Source organism: Hoeflea marina, assembly GCF_003182275.1.
GTDB lineage: Bacteria > Pseudomonadota > Alphaproteobacteria > Rhizobiales > Rhizobiaceae > Hoeflea > Hoeflea marina.
Map to the genome: position 1 here is coordinate 254,527 of NZ_QGTR01000001.1, position 24,900 is coordinate 279,426.

9 protein-coding genes and 1 pseudogene are annotated in these 24,900 nt (G+C 64.5%); 9 read left to right on the forward strand and 1 reads right to left on the reverse strand.

Going from position 1 to position 24,900, the window contains the following annotated elements; translation table 11 throughout:
* Positions 1-161 precede the first annotated feature (161 nt).
* From DFR52_RS01240 to DFR52_RS01280, 9 genes and pseudogenes are all read left to right on the forward strand, one after another.
* Positions 162-2,945 carry an alpha-1,4-glucan--maltose-1-phosphate maltosyltransferase gene (locus DFR52_RS01240; RefSeq protein WP_245415149.1) on the forward strand — a complete coding sequence of 928 codons (2,784 nt, stop codon included), beginning with the start codon at positions 162-164 and terminating at the stop codon, positions 2,943-2,945.
* Positions 2,942-6,250 (forward strand): maltose alpha-D-glucosyltransferase, encoded by a 3,309-nt coding sequence (treS, locus tag DFR52_RS01245; RefSeq protein WP_110030115.1) that lies wholly within the window; start codon positions 2,942-2,944, stop codon positions 6,248-6,250. Before DFR52_RS01240 ends, treS begins: the two co-directional genes overlap by 4 nt.
* Positions 6,247-8,442, forward strand: coding sequence for a 1,4-alpha-glucan branching protein GlgB (glgB, locus tag DFR52_RS01250; protein ID WP_110030116.1), 2,196 nt, complete (start codon positions 6,247-6,249; stop codon positions 8,440-8,442). The genes treS and glgB overlap by 4 nt, the downstream gene beginning before the upstream one ends.
* A complete protein-coding gene (glgX, locus tag DFR52_RS01255) occupies positions 8,439-10,541 on the forward strand; it encodes a glycogen debranching protein GlgX (protein ID WP_110030117.1) in 2,103 nt (700 codons plus the stop codon). Before glgB ends, glgX begins: the two co-directional genes overlap by 4 nt.
* Positions 10,542-12,242, forward strand: a complete 1,701-nt coding sequence (treZ, locus tag DFR52_RS01260; RefSeq protein ID WP_110030118.1) for a malto-oligosyltrehalose trehalohydrolase — start codon at positions 10,542-10,544, stop codon at positions 12,240-12,242.
* Entirely contained in the window at positions 12,239-14,320 is a 2,082-nt protein-coding gene (gene malQ, locus DFR52_RS01265; protein WP_110030119.1) for a 4-alpha-glucanotransferase, read from the forward strand. The genes treZ and malQ overlap by 4 nt, the downstream gene beginning before the upstream one ends.
* On the forward strand, positions 14,317-16,779 hold the full coding sequence (gene treY, locus DFR52_RS01270; protein WP_110030120.1) for a malto-oligosyltrehalose synthase: 2,463 nt from the start codon (positions 14,317-14,319) through the stop codon (positions 16,777-16,779). Before malQ ends, treY begins: the two co-directional genes overlap by 4 nt.
* A gap of 227 nt (positions 16,780-17,006) precedes the next feature.
* On the forward strand, positions 17,007-18,323 hold the full coding sequence (locus tag DFR52_RS01275) for an AMP-binding protein (protein ID WP_146215519.1): 1,317 nt from the start codon (positions 17,007-17,009) through the stop codon (positions 18,321-18,323).
* 604 nt (positions 18,324-18,927) lie between these two features.
* Positions 18,928-19,538 (forward strand): annotated as a pseudogene (locus DFR52_RS01280) (SOS response-associated peptidase).
* 586 nt (positions 19,539-20,124) lie between these two features.
* Here DFR52_RS01280 and DFR52_RS01285 read toward each other — a convergent pair.
* A complete protein-coding gene (locus tag DFR52_RS01285) occupies positions 20,125-24,639 on the reverse strand; it encodes a COR domain-containing protein (protein ID WP_146215520.1) in 4,515 nt (1,504 codons plus the stop codon).
* Between the last annotated feature and the right edge of the window lie 261 nt (positions 24,640-24,900).

The window sequence follows — 24,900 nt, forward strand, 5'->3', positions numbered from 1 at the left end:
CGCCTCTCGTTGACGCGGCTAGGGCTGCGCAGCTGAATTCCCTCATCGACATCGATGTCACACGGTTTCCTCTCGACCATCCGCTGGTTCGGGATCACCCCAGGCTTTTTTCCGTCCGTCGCTCCGGGCAGGCCGATGGGCCTGTCGATCCACGCAAGCCCATGCCGCCGGCGGGAGAGGCGATCGCCAGGCTCACCCATCCCGACGCGGTCGACCTGCTCGCGCCTTCGATCGCCGAGCGGCTCGCCGCGTTTACGGCCGCAGGAATTGGCGGCTTCCGCCTTCTCAACCCGGAACGCCTGGGTGGCCGCGTGCTGTCGCTGATCGCTGCCGAACTGGCCCGCAACGATGTGCAGACACTTGCTGCCCCCACGGCGGGACGGGGGTCTGCCGCGGCATTGGCAGCCGCTGGAATAGATTGTCTGGTGTCGCGGTTGGGCGGGTCCGACCTCCGGAGCGGACAGGCGTTCGGAGCGCTTGCTTTGGCGGACAGCGCGCCGGTGCTGGCCGAAATCGACGCGGAGCAGGCATTCCCCGCGCAGGATGCCGGTGGTCTCGACATGCTCATGCGCGCGGCTGCGGCGCTGGCCTCCGGCCTTATCGTCCCCGAAACCCTGCTTGCCGGGGGCCCAGCTGATTTCGCCCGGGCTGCCAAGGCGATAGCGCTTTCCCGGCAGGCCGCTCCCTACGACGGAACGGTACGGCGTCTGGCAGGGAGCGCCGGTCATCTGGTGATGCTGTCGCGCACCCGGAAGGGAGATGCGCGCGCGGCCCGTGGGGCTTTGCTGGTGCTGGTGAATGCCGGCCCGGCAGAAGCGGCCGCGCCGGAGAACGGACCGATCATTCAGCGCAGTGGAACGCCGCTCGACCTGGGCGACGCAGATCTGTCGCCGCTTGCGCCTGGTGAAGTGCGGCTGATCGAGCTTGCACCGGCCATGCCGATCATTGCCGCGGCCCCGCGCGAGCCGGAAGTGGAAATCACCACCGGCTGCGCTGCCGCTCCAAGGCTGGTCATTGAAGCCGTCTCGCCACGCGTGGAAGGCGGCGATTTCGCCGTCAAGCGGGTGGTCGGCGACACCGTCGCGGTCAGCGCCGCCGTGTTCGCCGATGGCCACGAGCAGCTTGCGGCGGAATTGCGCTGGCGCAGCCTCGACGGCCAGGACTGGCAGACGATGCGCATGCGCGCAGTGGGCAAGAATGATCTGTGGGGCGGCGAGTTTTCTCTCGAACGTCTCGGTCCCCATGAGTTCGTCATCGAGGCCTGGCTCGATCGGTTCGGCGGCTTCCGCCGCGATTTCGTCAAGAAGCTTGATGCGGGGGTTGCCCAGCCGGTGGATCACGCCGACGGACGAGCGCTCATCGAAATGGCCGCAGCGCGGGCAAGGGGAGCGGCCGGGGACGGATTGGACGCTGTTCTCGTGCGTCTCGACGCCGCCGCGTCGCCCGCTGACAGCGCGGCGATCCTGCTCGACGAAGAGCTGGCCGCGCTGATGGATGCGGCCGACGACCGGCCGTTCCGCATCGTCTCCGGGCCGCAGCGCGTCGATGCCGAGCGGCTCGCCGCACGGTTCTCGAGCTGGTACGAGCTGTTTCCGCGCTCGATGACCGCCGACAAATCGCAGCACGGGACGCTCTCCGACGTCATTCCGCATCTCGCCCGCATCCGCGACATGGGCTTCGACACGCTCTATTTCCCTCCGATCCACCCGATCGGCCAGACCAACCGCAAGGGGCCGAACAACACGCTGACGCCCGAGCCGCACGATGTCGGCAGCCCCTATGCGATCGGCAGCCCCGATGGCGGCCACGACGCCATCCACCCCGAGCTCGGCAGCTTCGAGGATTTCGACGCCCTCGTCGAGGCGGCCCGCGCACACGGGCTGGAGATCGCACTCGACTTCGCCATCCAGGCCTCGCCCGACCATCCATGGCTCGGCGAGCATCCGGGTTGGTTCTCCTGGCGGCCGGACGGCTCGATGAAGTACGCCGAGAACCCGCCGAAGAAGTACCAGGACATCGTCAATCTCGATTTCTACGGCCCCGACGCCGTCCCTGACCTCTGGCTGGCGCTGCGCGACGTGGTGCTGTTGTGGATTGCCCATGGCGTCAAGACCTTCCGCGTCGACAACCCGCACACCAAGCCGCTGCCGTTCTGGGAGTGGATGATCGCCGACGTCCGACGAGAACATCCTGACGCGATCTTCCTCGCCGAAGCCTTCACCCGTCCGACGATGATGTATCGCCTGGCCAAGGTCGGCTTTTCCCAGAGCTACACCTACTTCACCTGGCGCGACGGCAAGCATGAACTCATCGACTACATCACCGAATTGACCACGACCGAGCCGAGGGAATTCTACCGTCCGCATTTCTTCGTCAACACGCCGGATATCAACCCGGTGTTCCTGCAGAATTCCGGCCGTCCCGGCTTCCAGATCCGTGCGGTGCTGGCGGCGACGCTGTCGGGCCTGTTCGGCGTCTATTCAGGCTTCGAACTCTGCGAGGCCGCCGCCCTGCCGGGCCGGGAGGAGTATCTGGATTCGGAGAAATACGAGATCCGGCCCCGCGATCTCGCCCGGCCGGGCAACATCATCGCCGACATCACGCTGCTCAACCGGCTGCGTCGCGATCACCCGGCGCTTCAGACCCATCTCAACACCCGCTTCCACCTCGCCCACAACGACAACATGATCTGGTACGGCAAGCCGTCCCCGGATGGTGACGAGATGATCATGGTGATGGTCAGTCTCGATCCGCACCACGCCCAGGAAACCCATTTCGAGGTGCCGCTGTGGGAGTTCGGCCTGTCCGATACCGCCACCATCGCGGTGGAGGATCTGGCGCTCGGCTACCGCTTTGACTGGCACGGCAAGACCCAGTGGATCCGCATCACCCCGGATCTTCCATACCGGATATGGCGCCTCAGCGCGCCGGGAGGACTCGCATGAACCAGCCATCCCCATCACTCATCGCACCGGCCATCGTCACCGACATGAACGATCCGCTTTGGTACAAGGACGCCATCATCTACCAGGTGCACGTCAAGTCGTTCTTCGATTCCAACAATGACGGCATCGGCGACTTCGCCGGTCTCATGCAGAAGCTCGATTATGTCGCCGAGCTTGGCGTCACCGCCATCTGGCTGCTGCCGTTCTATCCTTCGCCGCGCCGCGACGACGGCTACGACATCGCCGAATACTGCGCCGTCAGTCCCGACTACGGCACCATGGAAGAGGCCCGCGCCTTCATCGAGGCGGCGCACGCGCGCAACATCCGGGTCATCACCGAACTGGTCATCAACCACACCAGCGACCAGCATCCCTGGTTCCAGGCCGCCCGCAAGGCGCCCGCCGGCAGCCCCGAGCGGGACTTCTATGTCTGGTCAGACGACGACAAGCTCTATTCCGGCACCCGCATCATCTTTCTCGACACCGAAAAATCGAACTGGACCTGGGACGAGGAGGCGGGCGCCTATTTCTGGCACCGTTTCTACTCGCACCAGCCAGACCTGAATTTCGACAATCCCGCCGTGCTCGAGCGGGTGCTGGAGGTGATGCATTTCTGGCTCGACGCCGGCATTGACGGGCTGCGCCTCGACGCGGTTCCCTATCTGATCGAACGTGACGGCACCTCCAACGAGAACCTGCCCGAAACCCATGACGTTCTCAAACGCATCCGCGCCGACATGGACGCGCACTATCCCGGCCGGATGCTGCTTGCGGAAGCCAATATGTGGCCGGAAGACACGCAGCAGTATTTCGGTGGAGCCGCCTGTGGCGAAAATGGCGTTGCGGCGGTGACCGACGAATGCCAGATGGCGTTCCACTTCCCGCTGATGCCGCGCATGTACATGGCGGTGGCGCAGGAGGATCGCTTCCCGATCACCGACATCATGCGCCAGACACCGTCGATCCCGGAGGATGCACAATGGGCGATCTTCCTGCGCAACCACGACGAACTGACGCTGGAAATGGTCACCGACGCCGAGCGAGACTATCTCTGGAACACCTACGCGTCCGACAAGCGCGCCCGCATCAATCTCGGCATCCGCCGCCGGCTCGCCCCGCTGATGGAGCGCGACCGCGCGCGCATCGAGCTGATGAACGCGCTGCTCCTGACCATGCCCGGCACTCCCGTGCTCTATTACGGCGACGAGATCGGCATGGGCGACAACATCTTCCTCGGCGACCGTGACGGCGTGCGAACTCCGATGCAGTGGTCGCCTGACCGAAATGGCGGCTTCTCGCGGGCCGATCCAGCCTCGCTGACGCTGCCCACCATCCAGGATCCGCTTTACGGCTACGAGGCGGTCAATGTCGAGGCGCAGGAGCGGGACCGGCATTCGCTGCTCAACTGGGTCAAGCGCATGCTGGCGGTGCGCCGCGGCCACCAGGCCTTCGGTCGCGGGACGCAGACATTCCTGCGTCCGCCCAACAGGCACATCCTCGCCTATCTGAGGGAGTATGAGGGAGAGTCCATTCTCTGCGTCGCCAATCTCGGCCGCACAGCGCAGGCGGTGGAACTGGACCTGCACGACTTCGAGGGCCGCACCCCGGTCGAGCTGACCGGCGGCGCCGCCTTTCCGAAGATCGGCCAGCTTCCCTATCTGCTGACGCTGCAGCCCTACGGCTTTCTCTGGTTCCAGCTGGCCAAGGGCGTTGACGCGCCGGAGTGGGCCTCGTCTGCGCCCGGCATCGAGATCGAGCGCCACACCTTTGTGCTGCGTCCCGATCTCGGCGACATTGCGGACCCCGCAAACCGCGCTGTGCTGGAGCGTGACGTGCTTCCCGGCTACATTCCTCATCGCCGCTGGTTCGGCGGCAAGGACGAGCAGGTCTCGCGGATCTCGCTCATTCGGGCCATGCCGATGCCGGGCGCGGAAGACCTGCTCCTGGCTGAAATCAGGGTCGCCACAGCGGTAGGCGAGGCCATCTACACGCTGCCCCTCGGGATTGCCTGGGCCGATGGCCAGAACGGCCCCTACGCCTCCAACCTGGCAATCGCCCGGGTGCGCCGCGGACGCGATGTCGGCCTGCTGACCGACGGCTTCGCGCTGGCGCCCTTCGCCCGCTCCGTGCTGGGCGCCCTGCACGACGGCATCACCGTTGCCAGCGGCGAGGGCGAGATCCGATTTTCGGCGATGCCCGGCTTTGACATCGATCCCGATGTCGAGATCGAGTGGCTCGCGGCCGAGCAGTCCAATTCCACGATGGTGCTGGGCCAAAAGGCCGTGCTCAAGTTGCTGCGCAAGGTGGCCCCGGGCGTCCATCCAGACGTGGAGATGGTGCGCCATCTCTCCGACCATGGTTACGCCAATGTCCCGCCGATGCTGGGCACGGTCACGCGCACGGACGGCGGAGAGGAAACGCTGCTGATGCTGGTTCAGGCCTTCGTCTACAATCAGGGTGACGGCTGGCAGTGGACGCAGAACTTCCTCGGCAGGCTTGCCACCGACACCGAGGCGAGCTTCTCGAACTACGAGCACTTCGCCGCCAATCTCGGCCGCCGTCTGGCGGAAATGCACGATGTGCTGGCCCTGCCGAGCGACAATCCGGATTTCTTCCCCGAGGCGGTGACACTGGAGGAGGCCGACAAGCTTGGCGGGCGCATCAAGGGCCAGGTGGACAAGGCCCTGGGGCAGTTGCGCGGCTCCACTCTGGACGAGGCGGCCGCCGAAGCCGCCCGTTATCTCTTCGACCGCCGCGATGAGCTCATCGGCCGCATCGGCAGCGTCGTGCGCCGCGCTGTCGATCGCAAGCGCACCCGCATCCATGGCGACCTGCATCTGGGCCAGGTGCTCGTCACCGGCAACGACGTCATGTTCATCGACTTCGAGGGTGAGCCCACGCGGCCGATCACTGAGCGGCGTGGCAGGGATCTGGCGCTGCGCGACGTCGCCGGCATGATGCGGTCCTTCGATTATGCCGCAGCCGTGGCCGAGCGCACCCGCCCCGGCGGCGTCGAGCCGTGGGGCGATGACGGCGCGGAGGCCTTCCGGGTGGCCGCCAAGCGGGCGTTTCTGGCCGGCTACCAACACATCGAACAGGATGCCGAAGCAGAAGCCGCCGGCGACAAGGCGGGTGATTTGCCCGCTGCCGTCGCCGAGGTCGATCCGCTTCTCGACCTCTTCATCATCGAGAAGGCGGCCTACGAAGTCATCTATGAAGCGGCCAACCGCCCGGACTGGATCGGCGTCCCCGTCGCCGGCCTGGCGCGGGCCGTCCGCCGCCTGCTGGCAGGGGAAGTGCAATGATTGCCGATGACGCCATTCTGGAAGCGGCCGCCGCCGCATTGCTGCAAGGACGGCTCGATGATCCCTTCGCGCTGCTCGGCGCCCACGGTTCCGGCGAGAGCCGGGTGGTGCGGAGCTTCCAGCCCGGCGCCGAAAAGGTGGCGCTGGTGGCACGCGACGGGGGGGGAAGCCTGGGAGAACTGCAGCAGACGGCACCGGGTTTCTTCACCGGAAGCATCCCCGACAACCGGCCCTATCTCCTCAGCATCACCTGGCCGGGGGACGCCATCCAGGAAACCGAGGACCCGTACAGCTTCGGCTTCGTCCTCGGCGATCTCGACCTGCACCTGTTTTCCGAAGGCCGGCACCTCGACCTCGCCCGGGTCTTCGGCGCTCAGCCGACAACGATGGAAGGCATTGCGGGCGTCGCCTTTTCGGTCTGGGCGCCCAACGCCCGCCGGGTTTCCGTAGTCGGCGACTTCAACACCTGGGACGGCCGTCGTCACCCGATGCGGCTCCGTCACCAAGCCGGCGTCTGGGAACTCTTCGTGCCGCGGCTGGGCCCGGGCGCGCGCTACAAGTTCGAGATCGCCGGCCGCGACGGCAGCATGCTGCAGAAGGCCGATCCGATGGCCCGCCAGACCGAGGCGCCGCCGGCAACTGCGTCGGTGGTGGCAGTCCGCCCCGACTACAAGTGGCACGACGACGACTGGATGGAGGAGCGCGCCCGCCGCCAGGCAGAGGACGCGCCGATCTCCGTCTATGAGGTACATGCAGGCTCCTGGATGAAGCCGGAAGGCGAGGGCGATCGCGCGCTCGACTGGCGCGCCCTGACCGAGCGGCTCATTCCCTATGTCGCCGAAATGGGATTCACCCATGTCGAGCTGCTGCCGATCATGGAACATCCCTTCGGCGGCTCGTGGGGCTACCAGCCGCTGTCACAGTTCGCCCCATCGGCGCGTTTCGGCCGGCCGGAGGATTTTGCGCGCTTCGTCGATTCATGCCATCGCGAGGGCATCGGCGTCATACTCGACTGGGTACCCGCGCATTTCCCGACCGATGCCCATGGCCTGGCCCATTTCGACGGCAGCCATCTCTACGAACACGGCGATCCGCGCGAGGGGTTCCACCAGGACTGGAACACACTGATCTACAATCTCGGCCGCCGCGAGGTCTCGGGCTTCCTGCTTGCCTCGGCGATCTGGTGGCTGGAGGTCTTTCATGTCGACGGGCTTCGCGTCGATGCGGTGGCCTCGATGCTCTACCGCGACTACAGCCGCAAGCACGGCGAGTGGGTTCCCAATCAGTATGGCGGCCGCGAGAACCTGGAATCGGTGGCCTTCCTCAAGCGGATGAACGCCATAGTCGCAGAACGCTGTCCCGGTGCGATCACCATCGCGGAAGAATCCACCGCCTGGCCCGGCGTGTCCGCTCCGGTCGCCGAGGGTGGACTCGGCTTCAGCTACAAGTGGAACATGGGCTGGATGCACGACACGCTCAACTATATCGAGCGCGACCCGCTCTACCGCCGCTGGCACCAGGGCGAGCTGACGTTCCCGATGGTCTACGCCTATTCGGAACGGTACATCCTGCCGATCAGCCACGACGAGGTGGTCCACGGCAAGGGCTCCCTGTGGAACAAGATGCCCGGCGACCGCTGGCGCAAGTTCGCCAATCTGCGGCTCTATCTGTCACTGCTGTGGACCCATCCCGGCCGCAAGCTGCTGTTCATGGGATCGGAGCTCGGCATGGAAACCGAGTGGAATCACGACCAGGCGCTGCCATGGCACCTGCTCGACAAGCCGGAACATGCAGCCATCCAGACGCTGGTGCGCGATCTCAACCGGCACTACGTCGCCGAATCTTCGCTGCATCAACGGGATTCCGATCCCACCGGCTTCCATTGGCTGGTGGCCGATGATTCCGACAACAGTGTCTTCGCCTTCCTCCGTTACGGCGACGGCAAGCCGGTGGCGGTCGTTCTCAACATGACGCCGCAGACGCACCAGGCCTACCGGATCGGGTTGCCGCAGCCGGGGACCTGGAGCGAAATCCTCAATTCCGATGCCGCTCGCTATGGCGGCGCCAACATCGGCAACGGCGGCGACGTCTTTGCCGGCGACCAACCCATGCACGGCCAGCCCTTTTCGGCCGATATCACCCTCCCACCGCTCGGCGCCATCCTCCTGCGCCATCAAGGATCACGCAATTGAACCCAAACATCGACCGGCTTGAACCCGGCTATCCCTATCCGCTCGGCGCCACCTTCGATGGGCTGGGGGTGAATTTCGCCGTCTTCTCGGCCAATGCCGACAAGATCGAACTGTGCCTGTTCGAATCCTCCGGCCGACGGCAGATCATGTGCCTCGAACTGCCGGAATGCACCGACGAGGTCTGGCACGGCTACCTGCCGGATGCCGGTCCGGGGCTGCTCTACGGTTTTCGCGCCCACGGCCGATACGAGCCGGAGAACGGCCACCGCTTCAACCCTCACAAGCTGCTGCTTGATCCCTACGCCAAGCAGCTGTCGGGGGAGGTGCGCTGGACCGATGCGCTGCATTCCTACTCGGTGCGTTCGAAGCGCCAGGACCTGAGCTTCGACCGCCGTGACAGCGCGCCCGCCATGCCCAAGGGAGTGGTCACCTCCAGCGCGTTTGATTGGTCGCAGGACGTCCGCCCGAAGACTCCGTGGGCGGAAACGGTGATCTACGAGGCCCACGCCAAGGGGCTCACCAAACTGCTCGAGGATGTTCCCAAGCGCCAGCGCGGCACCTATGCGGCGCTGTCCCATCCCAAGGTGATCGATCAGCTCAAGCGGGTCGGCGCCACCGCGCTTGAACTGCTGCCGATCCACAGCTTCGTCCAGGACCGGCGGCTGCAGGAGGCGGGGCTGATCAATTACTGGGGCTACAACACCCTGTCGTTCTTCGCGCCGGAAGGCCGCTACATGTCGACCAACAGCGGTGACGAGTTGCGCATCGCCATCCGCCGCCTGCACGCCGCCGGCATCGAGGTGATCCTCGACGTGGTCTACAACCACACCGCCGAGGGCAGTGAACTGGGTCCGACCTTCAACCTGCGCGGCCTCGACAATGCCAGCTACTACCGGCTGGTCGAAGGCAATTCCCGCTACTGCGTCAATGACACAGGCACGGGCAACACGCTTGATCTCAGCCATCCGCGGGTCTTGCAGATGGTCATCGATTCGCTCCGCCACTGGGCGGAGAGCTACCGGGTCGACGGGTTTCGCTTCGACCTCGGGGTGACGCTGGGTCGCGACGGCAACAACGGATTCGACCCGCGCTCAGGCTTCTTCGACGTGTTGCGCCAGGATCCCGTGCTCAACCAGCTCAAGCTGATTTCCGAGCCCTGGGACATCGGTCCCGGCGGCTATCAACTGGGGCAGCACCCGCCGGGCTTCGCCGAATGGAACGACAAGTTCCGCGACGCCACGCGCAGGTTCTGGCGCGGCGAGAGCGGGCTGAGGCCCGAATTCGCCAACCGCATTGCGGGCTCCGCCGATCTGTTCGACCGCCGGGCGCGCCGGCCCTGGGCCAGCGTCAATTTCCTCACAGCCCATGACGGCCAGACGCTGCGCGACCTTGTCAGCTACGAGGGCAAGCACAACGAGGCCAACGGCGAGGACAACCGCGACGGACATTCTGAAAACCACTCGTGCAACTGGGGGGCCGAGGGACCGTCGGACGATCCGGCCATCGAGGATGTCCGCGATCGTGTCACCCGTTCGATGCTGACCACGCTGATGACTTCGCTCGGCACGCCGATGCTGCTGGGCGGCGACGAATTCGGCCGGACCCAGCTGGGCAACAACAACGCCTATTGCCAGGACAACGAGATCAGCTGGTTCGACTGGACGCTGCTTGAGAGCGATCACGGCCGCAAGCTAACCGAGTTCGTCGGCAAGCTCACCGCGGCCCGGAGAAAGTATCCGCTGATCCGCGCCGACCGGTTTCTCCATGGCGAGATCGAGGTGGCTCCCGGCGTGCTCGACATCGACTGGTTCGACGAGCGCGGCGAGCATCTGTCGCAGGAGGACTGGAACAACACCGAGGGCAGGGCACTGGTGATGCGCCGATGCCGCCGCCGCGAGGACGGCGCGCTTGAAACGGTGACGCTGCTGATGAACGGCTCGGGCGACACGCTGACCTTCCGGCTGCCGCCACCGGACCTGCACCGGACGCTGATCATCGACAGCGCCGATCCCGACGGCGCCGAAGCGGAGGTCGGAGCCGAAATCGAGGTCCGCGACCGGTCCGTGCTTCTCGTCGTCGGCACGGACAGGAGCGAATAGATGCTGTGGGGCCCGCAGCTCACCGTCGATGGCAAGGCCCGGTTCCGGCTGTGGGCGCCGGACCGGGACGATGTTGACCTCGAACTGGTCGACGACGTGACCCTGCCGATGGCACGGGACGCGGACGGGTGGTTCGAGATCGAGACGGCGGCCCCGCCCGGCACTTGCTACCGGTTCCGGCTGGATGACGATCTGGCCGTGCCCGATCCTGCCTCGCGGCTGCAGTCCGGCGGTGTCCATGCCTGGAGCGTGGTCACCGACCCGGAGGCCTATCGCTGGACCTCGACAGCCTGGCGCGGGCGGCCCTGGGAGGAGGCGGTGATCCTCGAACTGCATGTCGGCGCGCTGGGCGGGTTCGCGGGCGTCGCCCACCATCTCGAACACTGGCTCACCCTCGGCATCACGGCCATCGAGCTGATGCCGGTCGGCGATTTCGGCGGCAGCCGCAATTGGGGCTATGACGGGGTGCTTCCCTATGCGGTGGCCGAGAGCTACGGCTCGCCCGATGAGCTCAAGGCGCTCATCGACCGGGCTCACGGGCTCGGGATGATGGTCATGCTCGATGTGGTTTACAACCATTTCGGGCCGGACGGGAATTATCTCGGCGCCTATGCGGCGGGGTTCTTCGATGACAGCGCGCACACGCCGTGGGGCGGCGCGGTGGCGGTTCTGCGCGAACCGGTCAGGCGCTACTTCATCGACAATGCGCTGATGTGGCTGGACGAATATCGATTCGACGGTCTGCGCTTCGATGCGGTGCATGCCATCGGCAATGTCGAATTCCTTGATCTGATGGCGGCCGAAATCCGCGCGGCGCTGCCCGACAGGCAGATCCATCTGGTGCTCGAGAACGAGCACAACGATTCCGACCGGCTGCTGCCCGGCCAGTATGACGCGCAGTGGAACGACGACTTCCACAATGTGCTGCATGTGCTCCTGACCGGCGAGACCGAGGCCTACTACGCCGCCTTCGCCGACGATCCCACCGCCATGCTGGCGCGCTGCCTGGAGCAGGGGTTCATCTATCAGGGCGAGGATTCGGGCCACGGCCCGCGCGGCAAGCCCAGTGCCCATCTCGAGGCCACCCGCTTTGTCGCCTTTCTGCAGAACCATGACCAGATCGGCAACCGGGCAATGGGCGAGAGGCTCACGCATCTGACGGATGCGGCGCGGCTGCGCGCCGCGGTGGCGCTGCTGCTCCTGTCGCCGCAAATCCCGATGCTGTTCATGGGCGAGGAGACCGGAAGCCATTCCCCGTTTCTCTTCTTCACCGACTTCCATGACGAACTGGCCGATGCGGTCCGCACCGGGCGGCGGGCGGAATTCTCGCGCTTCTCCGCCTTCTCGGATCCCGAGGTTCGGGAGCGCATCCCCGATCCGAACGACCACGCCACATTTCGCGCCTCTGCGCCGCAGCCCGGCCCGCAAGCGGCGCAGTGGCTGAGCTTCTACGGCGACCTGATCGCGCTGCGCCACCGCCACATCGTGCCGCGTCTCAAGGGCGCGCGCGGGCTCCGCGCGGAGGTGCTGGGAGAGGGGGCGGTGTCGGCCAGCTGGCGGATGGCGGACGGCTCGACCCTGTCCATCGCCCTCAATCTCGGCGGCGAGCCGGTAGCGTTTCCTCGCGCCGATGGCGTCATTGTCTTCTCGCTTGGCGAGGCCGGCGCGCCTGCCAGCTTTGCCGCCAGGCTGGCCCGGTGACGGCGCTGCACCAGCTTGCCCGGGCAGCCGGCCTGCAGATCGACTGGCAGGATGCCACCGGATTGGCGCAACGGGTCGGCGACGAGGCGCTGCGGAAGGTGCTTGCCGCCCTCGGACTCCCGGCGGAATCGGACGCCGACATTGCCCGAAGCCGCCGGCAGTTGCGCGCGGCCGAGATGGAAGATCGGTTCGTCTCCGCCGACACCGGCGGTCCCGTGCTGCTGCCGGCCTCATTCGGCGAGGCGGGCGAGGCGGTGCTGGTGCTCGAGAGCGGCGAGACCATGCCGGCCAGGCTGCGCCGGGACCGGCGCGGCCTGACGATGTCGCCGATCGATGTCCCCGGCTATCACCGGCTGCGTCAGGGCGGGCGCGAGATCCGCCTCGCGGTGGCGCCGTCGCGCTGCTTTTCCGTGGCCGACGCGGCGCCCGGGCGACGGCTCTGGGGCCTGGCGGTGCAGGTGCCGGCCTTGCGCGGCGAACGCCGTCTGGACTTCGGCGATTTCGGCACATTGGCCGACAGCGCCGCAAGCTTTGCCGCTTTCGGCGCCGACGCGCTGGCGATCAGCCCGACGCATGCGCTGTTTCCGGCCGATCCCGGCCGCTTCAGCCCCTATGCGCCTTCGAGCAGGTCCTTCCTCAACATCCTGTTCGGCGACCCGAGCCTGATCGGCCATCCGGTCTCGCAATCCGCCGCCACCGGCGACCTGATCGACTGGAGCGCCGCGATTCCCGAGCGGCTGGCGCTGTTGCGTGCGGCTTTCGCCGCCTGTGGCGAGGGCGTGCGCGATGCCGTGGCCGCCTATCGCCGCCGCAGCGGAGCGGCGTTGGAGAGCCACGCGGTCTTCGACGCCCTGCATGCCCGCTTCTTCGCCCGGGGAGCGAGCGGCTGGCAGCAGTGGCCGGCCGAGTTTCACGACCCGGCGGGAGCGGCGGTGTCGGAATTCGCGGCAAGCCACGCCGACGAGGTGGATTTCTTCGTCTTCGGCCAATGGCTGGCGAAGATCAGCCTCGACGCGGCGCAGAAGGCCGCCACCGGCGCCGGCATGGCCATCGGCCTGGTGTCCGATCTCGCGGTCGGCATGGATCCGGGCGGCAGCCACGCCTGGAGCCGCCGTGACGAACTTCTCACCGGGGTGTCGGTGGGGGCGCCGCCCGACATTCTCGGCCCCGACGGCCAGAACTGGGGCATCACCGGCTTTTCGCCGCAGGCCCTGCGGCGCACCGGATTTGATCCCTTCATCGCCACGCTGCGCGCCGGTCTCGACCACGCCGGCGGCATCCGCATCGACCATGCGCTCGGTCTGAGCCGCCTCTGGGTGGTTCCGCAGGGGGAGGCGCCGGGCGAGGGGGCCTATCTGACCTATCCTCTCGAGGACATGCTGCGCATCCTCGCCATCGAGTCCAACCGCGCCCGCGCCATTGTCATCGGCGAGGATCTGGGCACTGTGCCCGAGGGGCTGCGCGAGCGGCTGGAGGCGCGCGAGATGCTGGGCATGCGGGTGCTCTGGTTCGAGCGCGACGAGGACGGCGGCTTCACGCCGCCCGGGAACTGGAGCCGGCAGGCCGCCGCGATGACCGGCACCCATGACCTGCCCACCGTTGCGGGCTGGTGGCGGGAGCGCGACATCGACTGGACCTGGCGGCTGCAGCGCAGCTCCCGGGCGGAAGACGAAGCCGCCGATCGCGCCGCCCGTTCCCGTGACCGGACGCTGCTGTGGCGGAGTTTCCTGGAGGCCGGCACGGCGACCGGGCCCGAACCGGCGCCGGCGGAGACGGATGCCTTCACCGAGGCGGCGCTGGCCCATGTCGGCGCGACCGCCTGCGACCTGGCGATCATTCCGATGGAGGACCTGCTGGGTCTCGTCGAGCAGCCCAATCTGCCCGGCACCATCGACGAACACCCCAACTGGCGCCGTCGCATGCCGGACCGAACCGCGACCTTGCTGGCGGAGCCGAAGGTCGCGGCCCGGATCGCGCGGCTCGCCGGGACCCGTCAGGGCAATCCCCCGCCCCAGCCCGCCCGGTCGGGTAAGCGCCATCCCGGCACGGTCCTGCCCGGCAAGGAAGAGACCCGATGACCCCGCGCGCCACCTGCCGACTGCAGTTTCACAAGGACTTCACCTTCGCCGACGCCGAAGCGCTGGTCCCCTATCTCGACCGGCTCGGCGTCAGCCATGTCTACGCCTCGCCTGTCACCACGGCGCGCCGCGGCTCGACCCATGGCTACGACGTCGTCGACCCGACGCGGATCAACCCGGAACTCGGCGGCGAGGCGGGCCTGCGCAGCCTCGTGGCAGTCCTGCGCCGGCACGACATGGGCCTGATCATCGACATCGTGCCCAACCACATGGGCGTGGCCGGCGGCGAGAACGCCTGGTGGAACGACGTGCTTCGCCATGGCCGGGCGAGCCGCTACGCCAAATTCTTCGACATCGACTGGAGCCGCCGATTGCTGCTGCCGCTGCTCGGCGCGCCGCTGCCCGAGGCGCTGGCGGCGGGCGACATCGGCGTGGACAGCGCGGGCGGCGAGCCGATGCTGGTGCTCTATGGCGACCAGCGCCTGCCGATCCGGCCCGAGGATCACGCGGTCGCCCGCGCCTCCGGCGACGACTTTGACCTGCCGGCGCTGCTGGCGCGCCAGCACTACCGGCTCGACTGGTGGCGGACGGCCGACGACGGGCTCAACTGGCGCCGCTTCTTCACCATCAGCGAGCTCGCCGGGCTGCGCGTCGAGGACCGCGAGGTTTTCGAGGCGGTCCACGCGCTCTGTTTCCGGCTTTATGCGGAGGGCCTGATCGACGGCGTCCGCGTCGACCATGTCGACGGACTGACCGATCCGGCGGGCTATTGCCGCCAATTGAGATCACGGCTCGATGCGATCGAGCGGCCGGAGGATGTGCCTCCGGGACTTGCTTATCTGGTGATTGAGAAGATTCTCGGCCCGGGTGAGGAGCTTGCCACCGACTGGGGTGTCGACGGCACCAGCGGCTATGATTTCATGGAGCAGGTTGCCGCCCTGCTGCACGATCCCGCCGGCGAAAAGCCGCTCGGCGCGCTGTGGCGGGAGTTCAGCGGACGCAGGCTCGAATTCCAGCAGGAGGAGATTGCCGCCCGGCAGGACATGCTCGACTGGGCCTTCGACGGCCAGCTCGAGGCCTGCGTCGCGGCCTTCGCCGGTCTCGCCGCCAGCAGCGACGAGACCGCCGGGCTGACCCGCGCCATGCTGCGCCGGGCCATCCGCCGCATGCTCTGGGTGTTCCCGGTCTACCGCACCTACGGCACCGGCGACAGCGCTCCGGCCGGCGATGCCGCGGTCCGCGCCACGGTGCGCGAGCGTGCCGCCCGCTTCACGCCTCCCGGAGAGGCGATGGTCGTCGATCATGTGCTTGCCTGGCTGGCGGGTGAGGGGCCGGGCGATGCCTGCATTGCGGCGACGGCGGTGCAGCGGATCCAGCAACTGTCGGCGCCGATCGCCGCCAAGTCGGTGGAGGACACCGCCTTCTACCGCTACGGCCCGCTCCTCTCGCGCACCGATGTCGGCTTCGATGCGGCGCGATTCTCGATGCCGGTGGGCGAATTCCACCGGGCAATGACGGCGCGCGCCCGCAATTTTCCGCGTGCCATGCTTGCCACCGCCACCCACGACCACAAGCGCGGCGAGGATGTCCGCGCCCGGCTGGCGGTGTTGAGCGAGGTCCCCGATATCTGGCGCGAGCGGGTCACCCGCTGGGACGGGCTGGCGGGCGACGCGGCCCATGCCGTCAACCCGGCCGACCGCTACATGCTCTACCAGACCCTGTTCGGCGCCTGGCCGCCCGCATTGGACGGACACGACCGGGCAGGCCTGTCCGCTTTCGCCGAGCGGGTCCTCGGCTGGCAGCAGAAGGCGGTGCGCGAGGCGAAGCTCCGTTCCTCCTGGCAGGCGCCTGACGAGGTCTACGAGCGCGGTTGCGACGTGCTGGTGCGGCATCTGCTCGATCCCGCCACGGGTCGCGATTTCCTCGCCGACATGGAGGAATTCGTCGCTTTGACCGCGGGCGCGACACGCGCCAACATGCTGGTTCAGGCGGCGCTGCGCTGCACCGTGCCGGGCGTGCCGGATCTTTACCAGGGCTGCGAACTCGCCGATTTCAGTCTTGTCGATCCCGACAACCGGCGGCCGGTCGACTTCGCTTTGCGCAAGGCCATCCTTGACGATCCGAAACCGGCCGCGCCGGGGCTTGCCGGCGGCGGCAAGCTGGCGCTGATCCGTGAACTGCTGGACCGGCGAAGGTCCAGTCCGGCACTGTTTGCCGGGGGCGGCTACGAGCCTGTCGGGGTCCGCGGCGCCCGCGCAGGCCACGTGCTCGCCTTCCGCCGCAGGCTCGGCGAAGAACGCCTGCTCTGCGTGGTGGCGCTGCATTGCGCCCATCCGCTGCTCGGCGCCGACCGCTGTGTCCCCGACCGCTCGTGGTGGAGGGAAACCGCGCTCGACGACGGCCGGCCGGTGGCGGCGTTGCTCGAACGACGGCCGGTGTATGTCGATTGGGAGCGTTGAGCGCTGCATCCCGCCAATGACTGACCGGACCGCTTTGGGATGCCCCTGAAGGATGGGTGCTGCCCCGATGCTGGCGGCGGGCTGTGCGGCATGACAGTCTCGACGGTCTTCCCCGTCCCCGCTGCCTTCGGCCATGATTGTGCAGTCAGACGAAAGCCGGTTGCATTGTCGGGCAAGCGGGCGCGCGCGGAAGTCTCTATCAAGGCCGTTTGCAGGGGGAGGTGCGCGTGGCTTCGGAAATCGCAGTGTCGTCGGACGACGGTGTCATGGAGATCAGGTTTGCGCGGCCCGCGAAGCTCAATGCGATGACGGCTGCCATGTATGGCGCCGCCGCCGAGGCCATCGAGGACTTCAACCGCAGCGAGGCGCTGAGCGCGCTGGTCTTCTCCGGCGAGGGAGGCCATTTCTGCGCCGGCCTCGTGCGCCCGCGCGCCATCGGCCGGGACACGATCGCCTCGATCCTGCACACCGGCGGCACCACCGGTCTGCCCAAGCTCGTGCCCCAGACCCACGGCAACCACATCCACGCCGCCTGGTCCTTCGCCCAGATGTTTTCTATCGACGAGACCGACGTCATCATCAACGGCATGCCGATGGTCCATGTCGGCGGCACCATCACCTTCCAGTTGAGCGTTCTGGCCGCCGCGGGCCACATGATCCTGACGGCGCCTGCGGGGTTCCGCGATCCCGCCGTGGTCGCCAATTACTGGGCGATGGTGGAACGCTTCCGGGTCACCATGGCCGGCGGCGTGCCCACCACCATCGCCGCCATCGCCGACGTGCCGGTGGACGGCCATGACATCTCCAGCCTGCGCATGGCCCTGACCGGCGGCGCGATCCTGCCCTCGACGGTGGCAGCTCGCTTCGAGCAGCGCGCCGGCATCCCGCTGCTGGAGCAGTACGGCATGACGGAAACACTCGCCAACATCGCCACCACGCCCTTCCACGGCGAGAAGCGACGCGGCAGCGTCGGCTACCGCGCGCCGTTCGGCGGCATCCGCATCGGATCGACGAGCCCCGACGACGGCTCGGGCGAGGGCGCCGCCGCCGAAGTGATCGGTCCGGTTTCCTGTCGGGGCCCCAACGTCTTTCCGGGATATCTCAGCGCCGAGCACCGCCAGGGTCTCTTCCTCGGCGAGGGATGGATGAGCACGGGGGACATCGGCTTCATGACGCGCCAGGGCCAGCTCGTGCTCACCGGCAGGGAGAAGGACCTGATCATCCGCTCCGCCCACAACATCGACCCGGCGGTGATCGAGGAGGCGGCCAACAGCCATCCGGACATCTCGCTGAGCGCCGCCGTCGGCATGCCCGACGCCTATGCGGGCGAGGTGCCGGTGATCTTCGTCGAGCCGGTTCCGGGCCGGCAGATCGACCTGGCCGAACTGCTCGGCTACATCACCGCGCGCGTCCCCGAACCGCCGGCAAAGCCGCGCCACGTCTATGTGCTGGCCGAGATTCCGAAGAAGCGCCGCGCCTCAGGCGTGGCGTCGCCGAGGACGGCGGCGCGTCTGCCGTGGAGCAGGCAGGCGGCGGAGAGGTAGGCATCGCCCGTCTCCTGCATGGCGGCGTCGCACATCAGCACCGCGTGCTGGGCGACCGAGTAGACGCCGCCCGGAACGTGGCCGGCGGAGCGGCAGATCCGCGCCAGCGCCTCGGCGACATCGGCATGCAGGTCGATCTCGCCCGCCGGCCGCTCCGGGTGGAGCAGCAGCGCGCGCCCGGTGACGGTGGCAAAGGTGTACGGCCGGCCTCGTGCGCGTTCATGGCCAGGCCCCGTGGCGGCGGTGGTTGCGCTGGGCAATGGCGAGCGGCGTGATCAACCGGTTCTTCTCGACGGCGAGCAGCGGCAGGGATCACTTCGAAGGGGCGCAAAAAGAAAGCCCCCGCCAGATCGTCGCTGGCTGGGGCTTTCCGCTAGAATAGTGTGTGCTTAACTCAGCGCTTAAGCGTTCTCGTTTGGTCCGCTGATTACCACCTGGGCAGTGACCGCCTGCAGGGTTACGGCAGACTTGACGAGGGTCGGCTTCAAATATTCGCGCTTCATGTCTTTTCTCACTTTGCTGGGTGGACGAGCTGTCGAGTTCAAAGACTATACCGACTTCTTTTTGACTTAGTCAATCCAACCCGGTCTCTTCCCCAACTGAAATAAGGTGGGAGTTTACCCGGGCGCTGCATTCCCGGGCTGGCGACCTTGAGCCTGGCAAGGTCTATCCGGACTATGCCGCTCCGATCGTGCGCGCCGACGCCAACGGCGAGCGTGAGCTGGTGCGGGCACTGTGGGGATGCCGACGCCGCCAAAGTTCCTCGAGCGCAAGAAGACCGATGCCGGCGTGACCAATGTCCGCAACCTCGACTCGCCGCACTGGCGCCGCTGGCACGGTGTCGAGAGCCGCTGCGTGGTGCCGGCCACCGAGTTTTCGGAATACGGCAAGGTGCGGGATCCGGAGACCAAGCGACTGCCGCTGCACTGGTTCGCCGTGTCGGCCGACCGGCCGCTGTTCGTCTTCGCGGGCATCTGGACCAGGTGGACTTCCGTTCGGAAGGTGAAGGAAGGCGAGATCGAGGCCGACATCTTCGCGGTTCTGACCTGCGAGCCGAACGGGGTGGTCGCTCCGATCCATCCCAAAGCCATGCCAGTCATCCTGACCACACCGGAAGAGATCGACACATGGCTGACCGCGCCATGGGACGAGGCGAAGGAACTGCAGCGGCCTCTGCCCGAGGAACAACTCGTCCAGGTCCAGGACGTCGCTTAAGCCGAATGGGGTCGCCAAAGTGTCTTGGCGGGGCGCTGTAATTCCGCGCCATGGAGAACATCCAGCAAACGATTCTGTAAACCGCGCCGGAAAGTGTAAACTGAGCGGCGAAAATCGTGCGCCGCACAGCCTCTAACGAATTGAATGTACTAGGAAAAATGGTGCCCCCGGAGAGACTCGAACTCCCGACCCCCTGATTACAAATCAAAGCACAAATGAAAATTATTCAATAAGATAAGAATTGAATAGCAGTAAACTGAGGCCTTAATTTTGCGAATCAAATCAACGATGCGGAATGAAAAAGTAAACGGCGAAAACAGTTCTTCGGAGATTGGATAGGATCGAAATAGAGCCTGCTTAGTCAAAGTCAAGGACAACGCATTGGGTGCAGGGTTCAAGGGCCTTAGCTCGAAAGGGCGACGACTGCTTCGTACACGATGGGGAGCAGCAGTACCTGGATAACAGAGGAGGGCGAATTCCAGACGTCTGCAGGTGCAGCGCGGCAACGAAGAAAACGGGCCAGGAATCAATCTGAAGCCTTGGGATTTCAGATAACTATTGTGGTACTTCACTATCGTGTATCTGGCTATAGCGGGCTTCTATGCTCTTGATATGCCATGAAGGCTATGATTAACCCGGCAAGCAGCCAGCCCACCATTGCGATCCAGTCGAGGTTGCCGAATCCAATCTGAAGCCACTGCAGATTTAGCGCGAACGAAGCACCGCGCGTTAGAACAAGCCCAATGCCCGACAGGACCCAAAGAACGAGAACACGTCGAAACATGAATGCACGGTCTCTTCCCCGGAGAAAACTCCAATAAAGAAACCAGACTGGGATGACGATGAGTATCCAAATCCTCCACGGCACCGACCAACCAAATGCAAGCGTGAATGCAAGAGCCCCAGCCAGAGCGGTGGGGGCAATGATTGTCGGGTTACGCCAGGAAGGCTGGGGGAGTGAGTTCTGTGGCTGAGGCAGGTTGGACGGAGCCGCCGACGGCTTATCTTTAGCCACCCGCCGATCTACCAACTCGAGCAACTCCCCGACGCTGTAGGCCCGGTCTGCCCCGGTGGGGCGGTGGCGATAGTCCTTCCCTTCTTCTTTTTCTAGCCGCAAAAGAAAAGAATAGTCTTCCTCAACATCTGCCTTGTCAGGCATCGGTACGAAAGTCTGAATCTTCAGTTCTTCGAACCCCTTGTGTATTTCACCAAAGGAATCGCGTACCACCGCCAGTGCGTCCCGGCGTAAATCGCCTTTGATCGCAATATCAATCATCCGCTGCTCAGGGAAAGAACGCACCAGTACATCAGATGGACCAATCTTTAGTCGTACCCCGGTACGCCAGGCGTTGGCTGGGGATTCGAGGCGTGAAGCCATGCGGACGATAAAACGCGTCATGACCGGCCGCGGCAATTCGTGGTAACGGAAACGGAACCGCAGCGCTCCATCTTCCCATCCGGAAAAATCGGGACTGTTGGCCGGAAGGGCATCCGGCGCCAGATACACCTGCTCAGATCCATCAAGCCGGAAGCACAACCCAATCGCCGGGTCCTGCATCATTGCGAGGATGAACTCCAACTGCTCGGGCGGATATCGGTCTGGGTCGAGACAAGCGGCAAGGTCTAATTGGGTGAAGCGGCCACCGCGTTCCTGCAACCTAGTGTCGTTCAGCACAGAATATATCGCATCGGTTAACCAGTTAGGGTCGAGCAGGGAGACTGCGCGCAGCGCGGCGGGCGCGTCGCGCGACAAGCCATGCGCGACGATAACTCCCATTTCGTGTAACATGCGCAGCAGGCTGCGGCGTAGATCCGGAGCGTCGAGTTGGCGGTCTCCCACTATGTCTGGATCCATGCAGATCGCGTTGAATTCTTCTAGTTGCAGTACTGCTTGCTCACGGGCACGCACCTCGACTGCGTCCTTGATTGCCAGCCAGTGGATCGGCACCGGATTTCGCAGAGCATCTAAGCGGCGATCCTCGACCAAGGTGTTGGCGATCAGCATGCGCAATGCGGCGATGCTATGTCGACTCCAGTCGTCCTGGTTGCAGGCCGTGCGTAAGAAACCCACGATCTGAGGATACTGACGTTGCAAACCCTCCTCGTCCAGGCGCAACGCGGTCTTGCCGTTGTCGGATTTGTTGATGACTATGATTGTCGGAGCATCTCCCGCAATTGCGGCAATCGTTCGCAGCCATTTTTCTGTAGGAGGGTTGTCTTCTCGGCGGTCCTCCAAGACAAGCAGATAGAGGCTACGTTCGGATAGAAAGTAGCGATGCGTGCCGTGGGTAATCTCCTGTCCGGCGAAATCCCACACATTAATTCGAATGCTGCACCCGTCCGGCCGCCATGTCGTGGTTTCGATCTTCTCGCTCTGCCTGATGCCTTGTGTCTTCATTTCCTCGGGATCGCGTGGCGCGTTAGTGACCAGGTAGCGGACCAAAGAGGTCTTACCCACGGCTTCTTCTCCTAAGATCAGCAGTTTAGCTGAATTCAGTGGCGCAAGTGCGCCAGCGTGTTTCGACCTCTCGTAGTCGTTCCACGCTGCGAGCAGCGCCTTTGCATCGCTGGTATCGAAATTCTCGGGCGTCATTAGATGGTCGACGCAAGGGTTTTTGCTAAGATCCAGAATAACAATGCCGCTTCCCGCGAATTCACCAAGTATGGCGCGCGCTCCAACGTCGCCGATGCCGTTTTTTGACAATTGGAGCGAGCTTAGCCGCGTTAGGTTTTCCGCGATCGCCTTGGCCCCGGCATCGCCGATGCGGTTGGTCGATAGATCGAGCGATTTCAGCGCGGTCAAATTTTCCGCGATCGCCTTAGCCCCGGCATCGCCGATGAAGTTGATTGATAGATCAAGCGATTTCAGCGCGGTCAAATTTTCCGCGATCGCCTTAGCCCCGGCATCGCCGATGAGGTTGGACGAGACATCCAACTCTGTCAGTGCGGTCAGGCTCTCGGCGATCGCCTTCGCGCCGGCATCGCCGAAGCTGTTGTCTGACATGGAGAGCAATTTCAGCGCGGTCAGGTTCTCCGCGATCGCCTGCGCGCCGGCATTGCCGACGCTGTTGTTCGATATGGTGAGCGATCTCAGCGCGGTTAGGTTTTCCGCGATTGCTTTTACCCCGATTTCTCCAATTTCGTTGGCCGATATGGTGAGCGATTTCAGAGCGGTCATATTCTTTGCAATCACCTGCGCGCCGGCCTCGCCGATTCCGTTGGACGACATAGTGATCGATGTGAGCGCAGTGAGATTCTCCGCTATCGCCTTTGCCCCAATATTTCCAATATCGTTGTTCGATACATCGAGCGATCTCAGCGCGGTCAGGTTCTCCGCGATCGCCTTTGCCCCAGCAAAGCCGATGTCGCTACTGGATAGATCGAGCGATGTCAGCGCGGTCAAGTTCTCCGCGATCGCTTGCGCCCCTGCTTTGCCGATGCTGTTCTGCGATAGATCGAGTGATGTCAGCGCGGTAAGATTTTTCGCTATCGCCTGGGCGCCGGCATCGCCGATACCGCTGTCTGATAACCTGAGCGATTTTAGCGCGGTAAGATTTTCCGCGATCGCGTGGGCACCGACTTTGCCGATTCTGTTGTACGAGAGATTTAGCGATGTCAACTCGGTCAGGTTCTCAGCTATCGCCTGGGCACCGACTTTGCCGATGCTGTTGAACGCAAGATTTAGCGATGTCAACGCGGTCAGGTTCTCAGCGATGGCTTGGGTCGCGGCTTCTCCGATGCCGTTGTGCGATGCATCGAGCGATTTCAGCGCGAGCAGGTTTTTCGCGATCGCCTGGGCCCCAGTTTCTCCGATGTTGGCGAACGATACATCGAGCAATGTCAGAGCGGTCAGATTCTCCGCAATCGCCTCCGCGCCAGCGTCGCCGATGTCGATGCCCCATACGAAGAGCGATGTCAACGCGCGCAAATTTTCTGCGATCGCCTTTACCCCCGCTTCGCCGATGCTGTTTTCGGATATATCGAGCCCTGTCAGCTCGGTGAGATTCTCGGCGATCGCCTTTGCTCCGGCATAGCCAATTTCATTTTCCCATGCATCGAGCAATGTCAGCCCGGTGAGATTTGCCGCGATCGCCTGCATTCCCACGTCGCCGATTCTGTTGGACGATATGGTGAGCGATTTCAGCGCGGTCAGGCTCCCCGCGATGGCCAGCGCCCCGGCATGGCCGACGTTGTTGTGAGATATGGAGAGCGATGTCAGCGCGGTCAGGTTCCCCGCGATGACCTGCGCCCCGGCATCGCCGATGCTGTTGAGCGATATGGTGAGTGATGTCAGGGCGGTCAGGCTCTCCGCGATGGCCTGCGCGCCGGCATCGCCGATGCTGTTGTCCGCTATGGAAAGCGTTTTCAACGCGGTTAGTTTTTCCGCGATGGCTTGTGCCCCGGCATCGCCGATGCTGTTGTCCGATATGGAGAGTGATGTCAGAGCGGGCAGGTTCTCCGCGATGGCCTGCGCCCCGGCTTTGCCGATGCTGTTGTTTGATATGGTGAGCGACGTCAGCGCGGTGAGATTTTCCGCGATGGCCTGCGCCCCGGCATCTCCGATGCTGTTGTTTGATATGGTGAGCGACGTCAGCGCGGTGAGATTTTCCGCGATGGCCTGCGCCCCGGCATCGCCCAGATCCGAGTTTGGCAAAATGAGTGTTGTCAGTTTCGGTAGATTTTTTGCGATATTGTATATGAAGCTGGATTCGAATGTTCCATTTGTAATTGCAAGTTCTCTTAAATTTGGAAAAGTGTGTATTAGATAGTCGGAAAAATTAAGTGCGATGACGGAATTCAATAGATAAAAACTTTTAATATTGAAAATTCTGCTAGGAGTATTGTTTAAATAAAAATACGAATCTATCCCAAGATCTAACGCTAATCTGCAAAGTTGAGGTCCCGCTGTGAGAAGCGCGGATGTAATGTCCAGTTCGTCAGATGTTACCCTAACAATTTGTTCATACCCAAATTCGCGTGCAAACTCTGTAAGATCTTGGGAAATAATGGCGGGCCCTGTAATGAGCAGGTGTTCTGTCCCCGCGACTGCCCGTACCAGAGTAGCGTCGGTGTCGGCTTCAAAAACATGCAAATTAGTCAAATATTTTCTCCTCAATTTGGACGAGAAACATCGCAGTGCTCTCCGTAGCTCGTACCGTACCTAATAAGTTTGCCTCTTGACTAGACGGGTCTCAACACTATCGATCGAACCTTGGGAGGAGGATATTCTTACACACATGGACGCAGCCTGAGGTTCTGCAGGCGTTTTCCCAACAGAGAGAGTTATTGAACTCAATAGGAGTTGATTTGCCGCAATCACAGGACGGTGGCGATTGCTCTTTTCTGCATCGGCGCCGATGAG

What these genes read in the sequence shown, in the direction of transcription:
- treY (WP_110030120.1), top strand. Translation starts at nt 14,317, where the DNA reads ATGACCCCGCGCGCCACCTGCCGACTGCAGTTTCACAAGGACTTCACC.
- DFR52_RS01240 (WP_245415149.1), top strand. Translation starts at nt 162, where the DNA reads ATGCCGCCGGCGGGAGAGGCGATCGCCAGGCTCACCCATCCCGACGCG.
- treS (WP_110030115.1), top strand. Translation starts at nt 2,942, where the DNA reads ATGAACCAGCCATCCCCATCACTCATCGCACCGGCCATCGTCACCGAC.
- treZ (WP_110030118.1), top strand. Translation starts at nt 10,542, where the DNA reads ATGCTGTGGGGCCCGCAGCTCACCGTCGATGGCAAGGCCCGGTTCCGG.
- glgB (WP_110030116.1), top strand. Translation starts at nt 6,247, where the DNA reads ATGATTGCCGATGACGCCATTCTGGAAGCGGCCGCCGCCGCATTGCTG.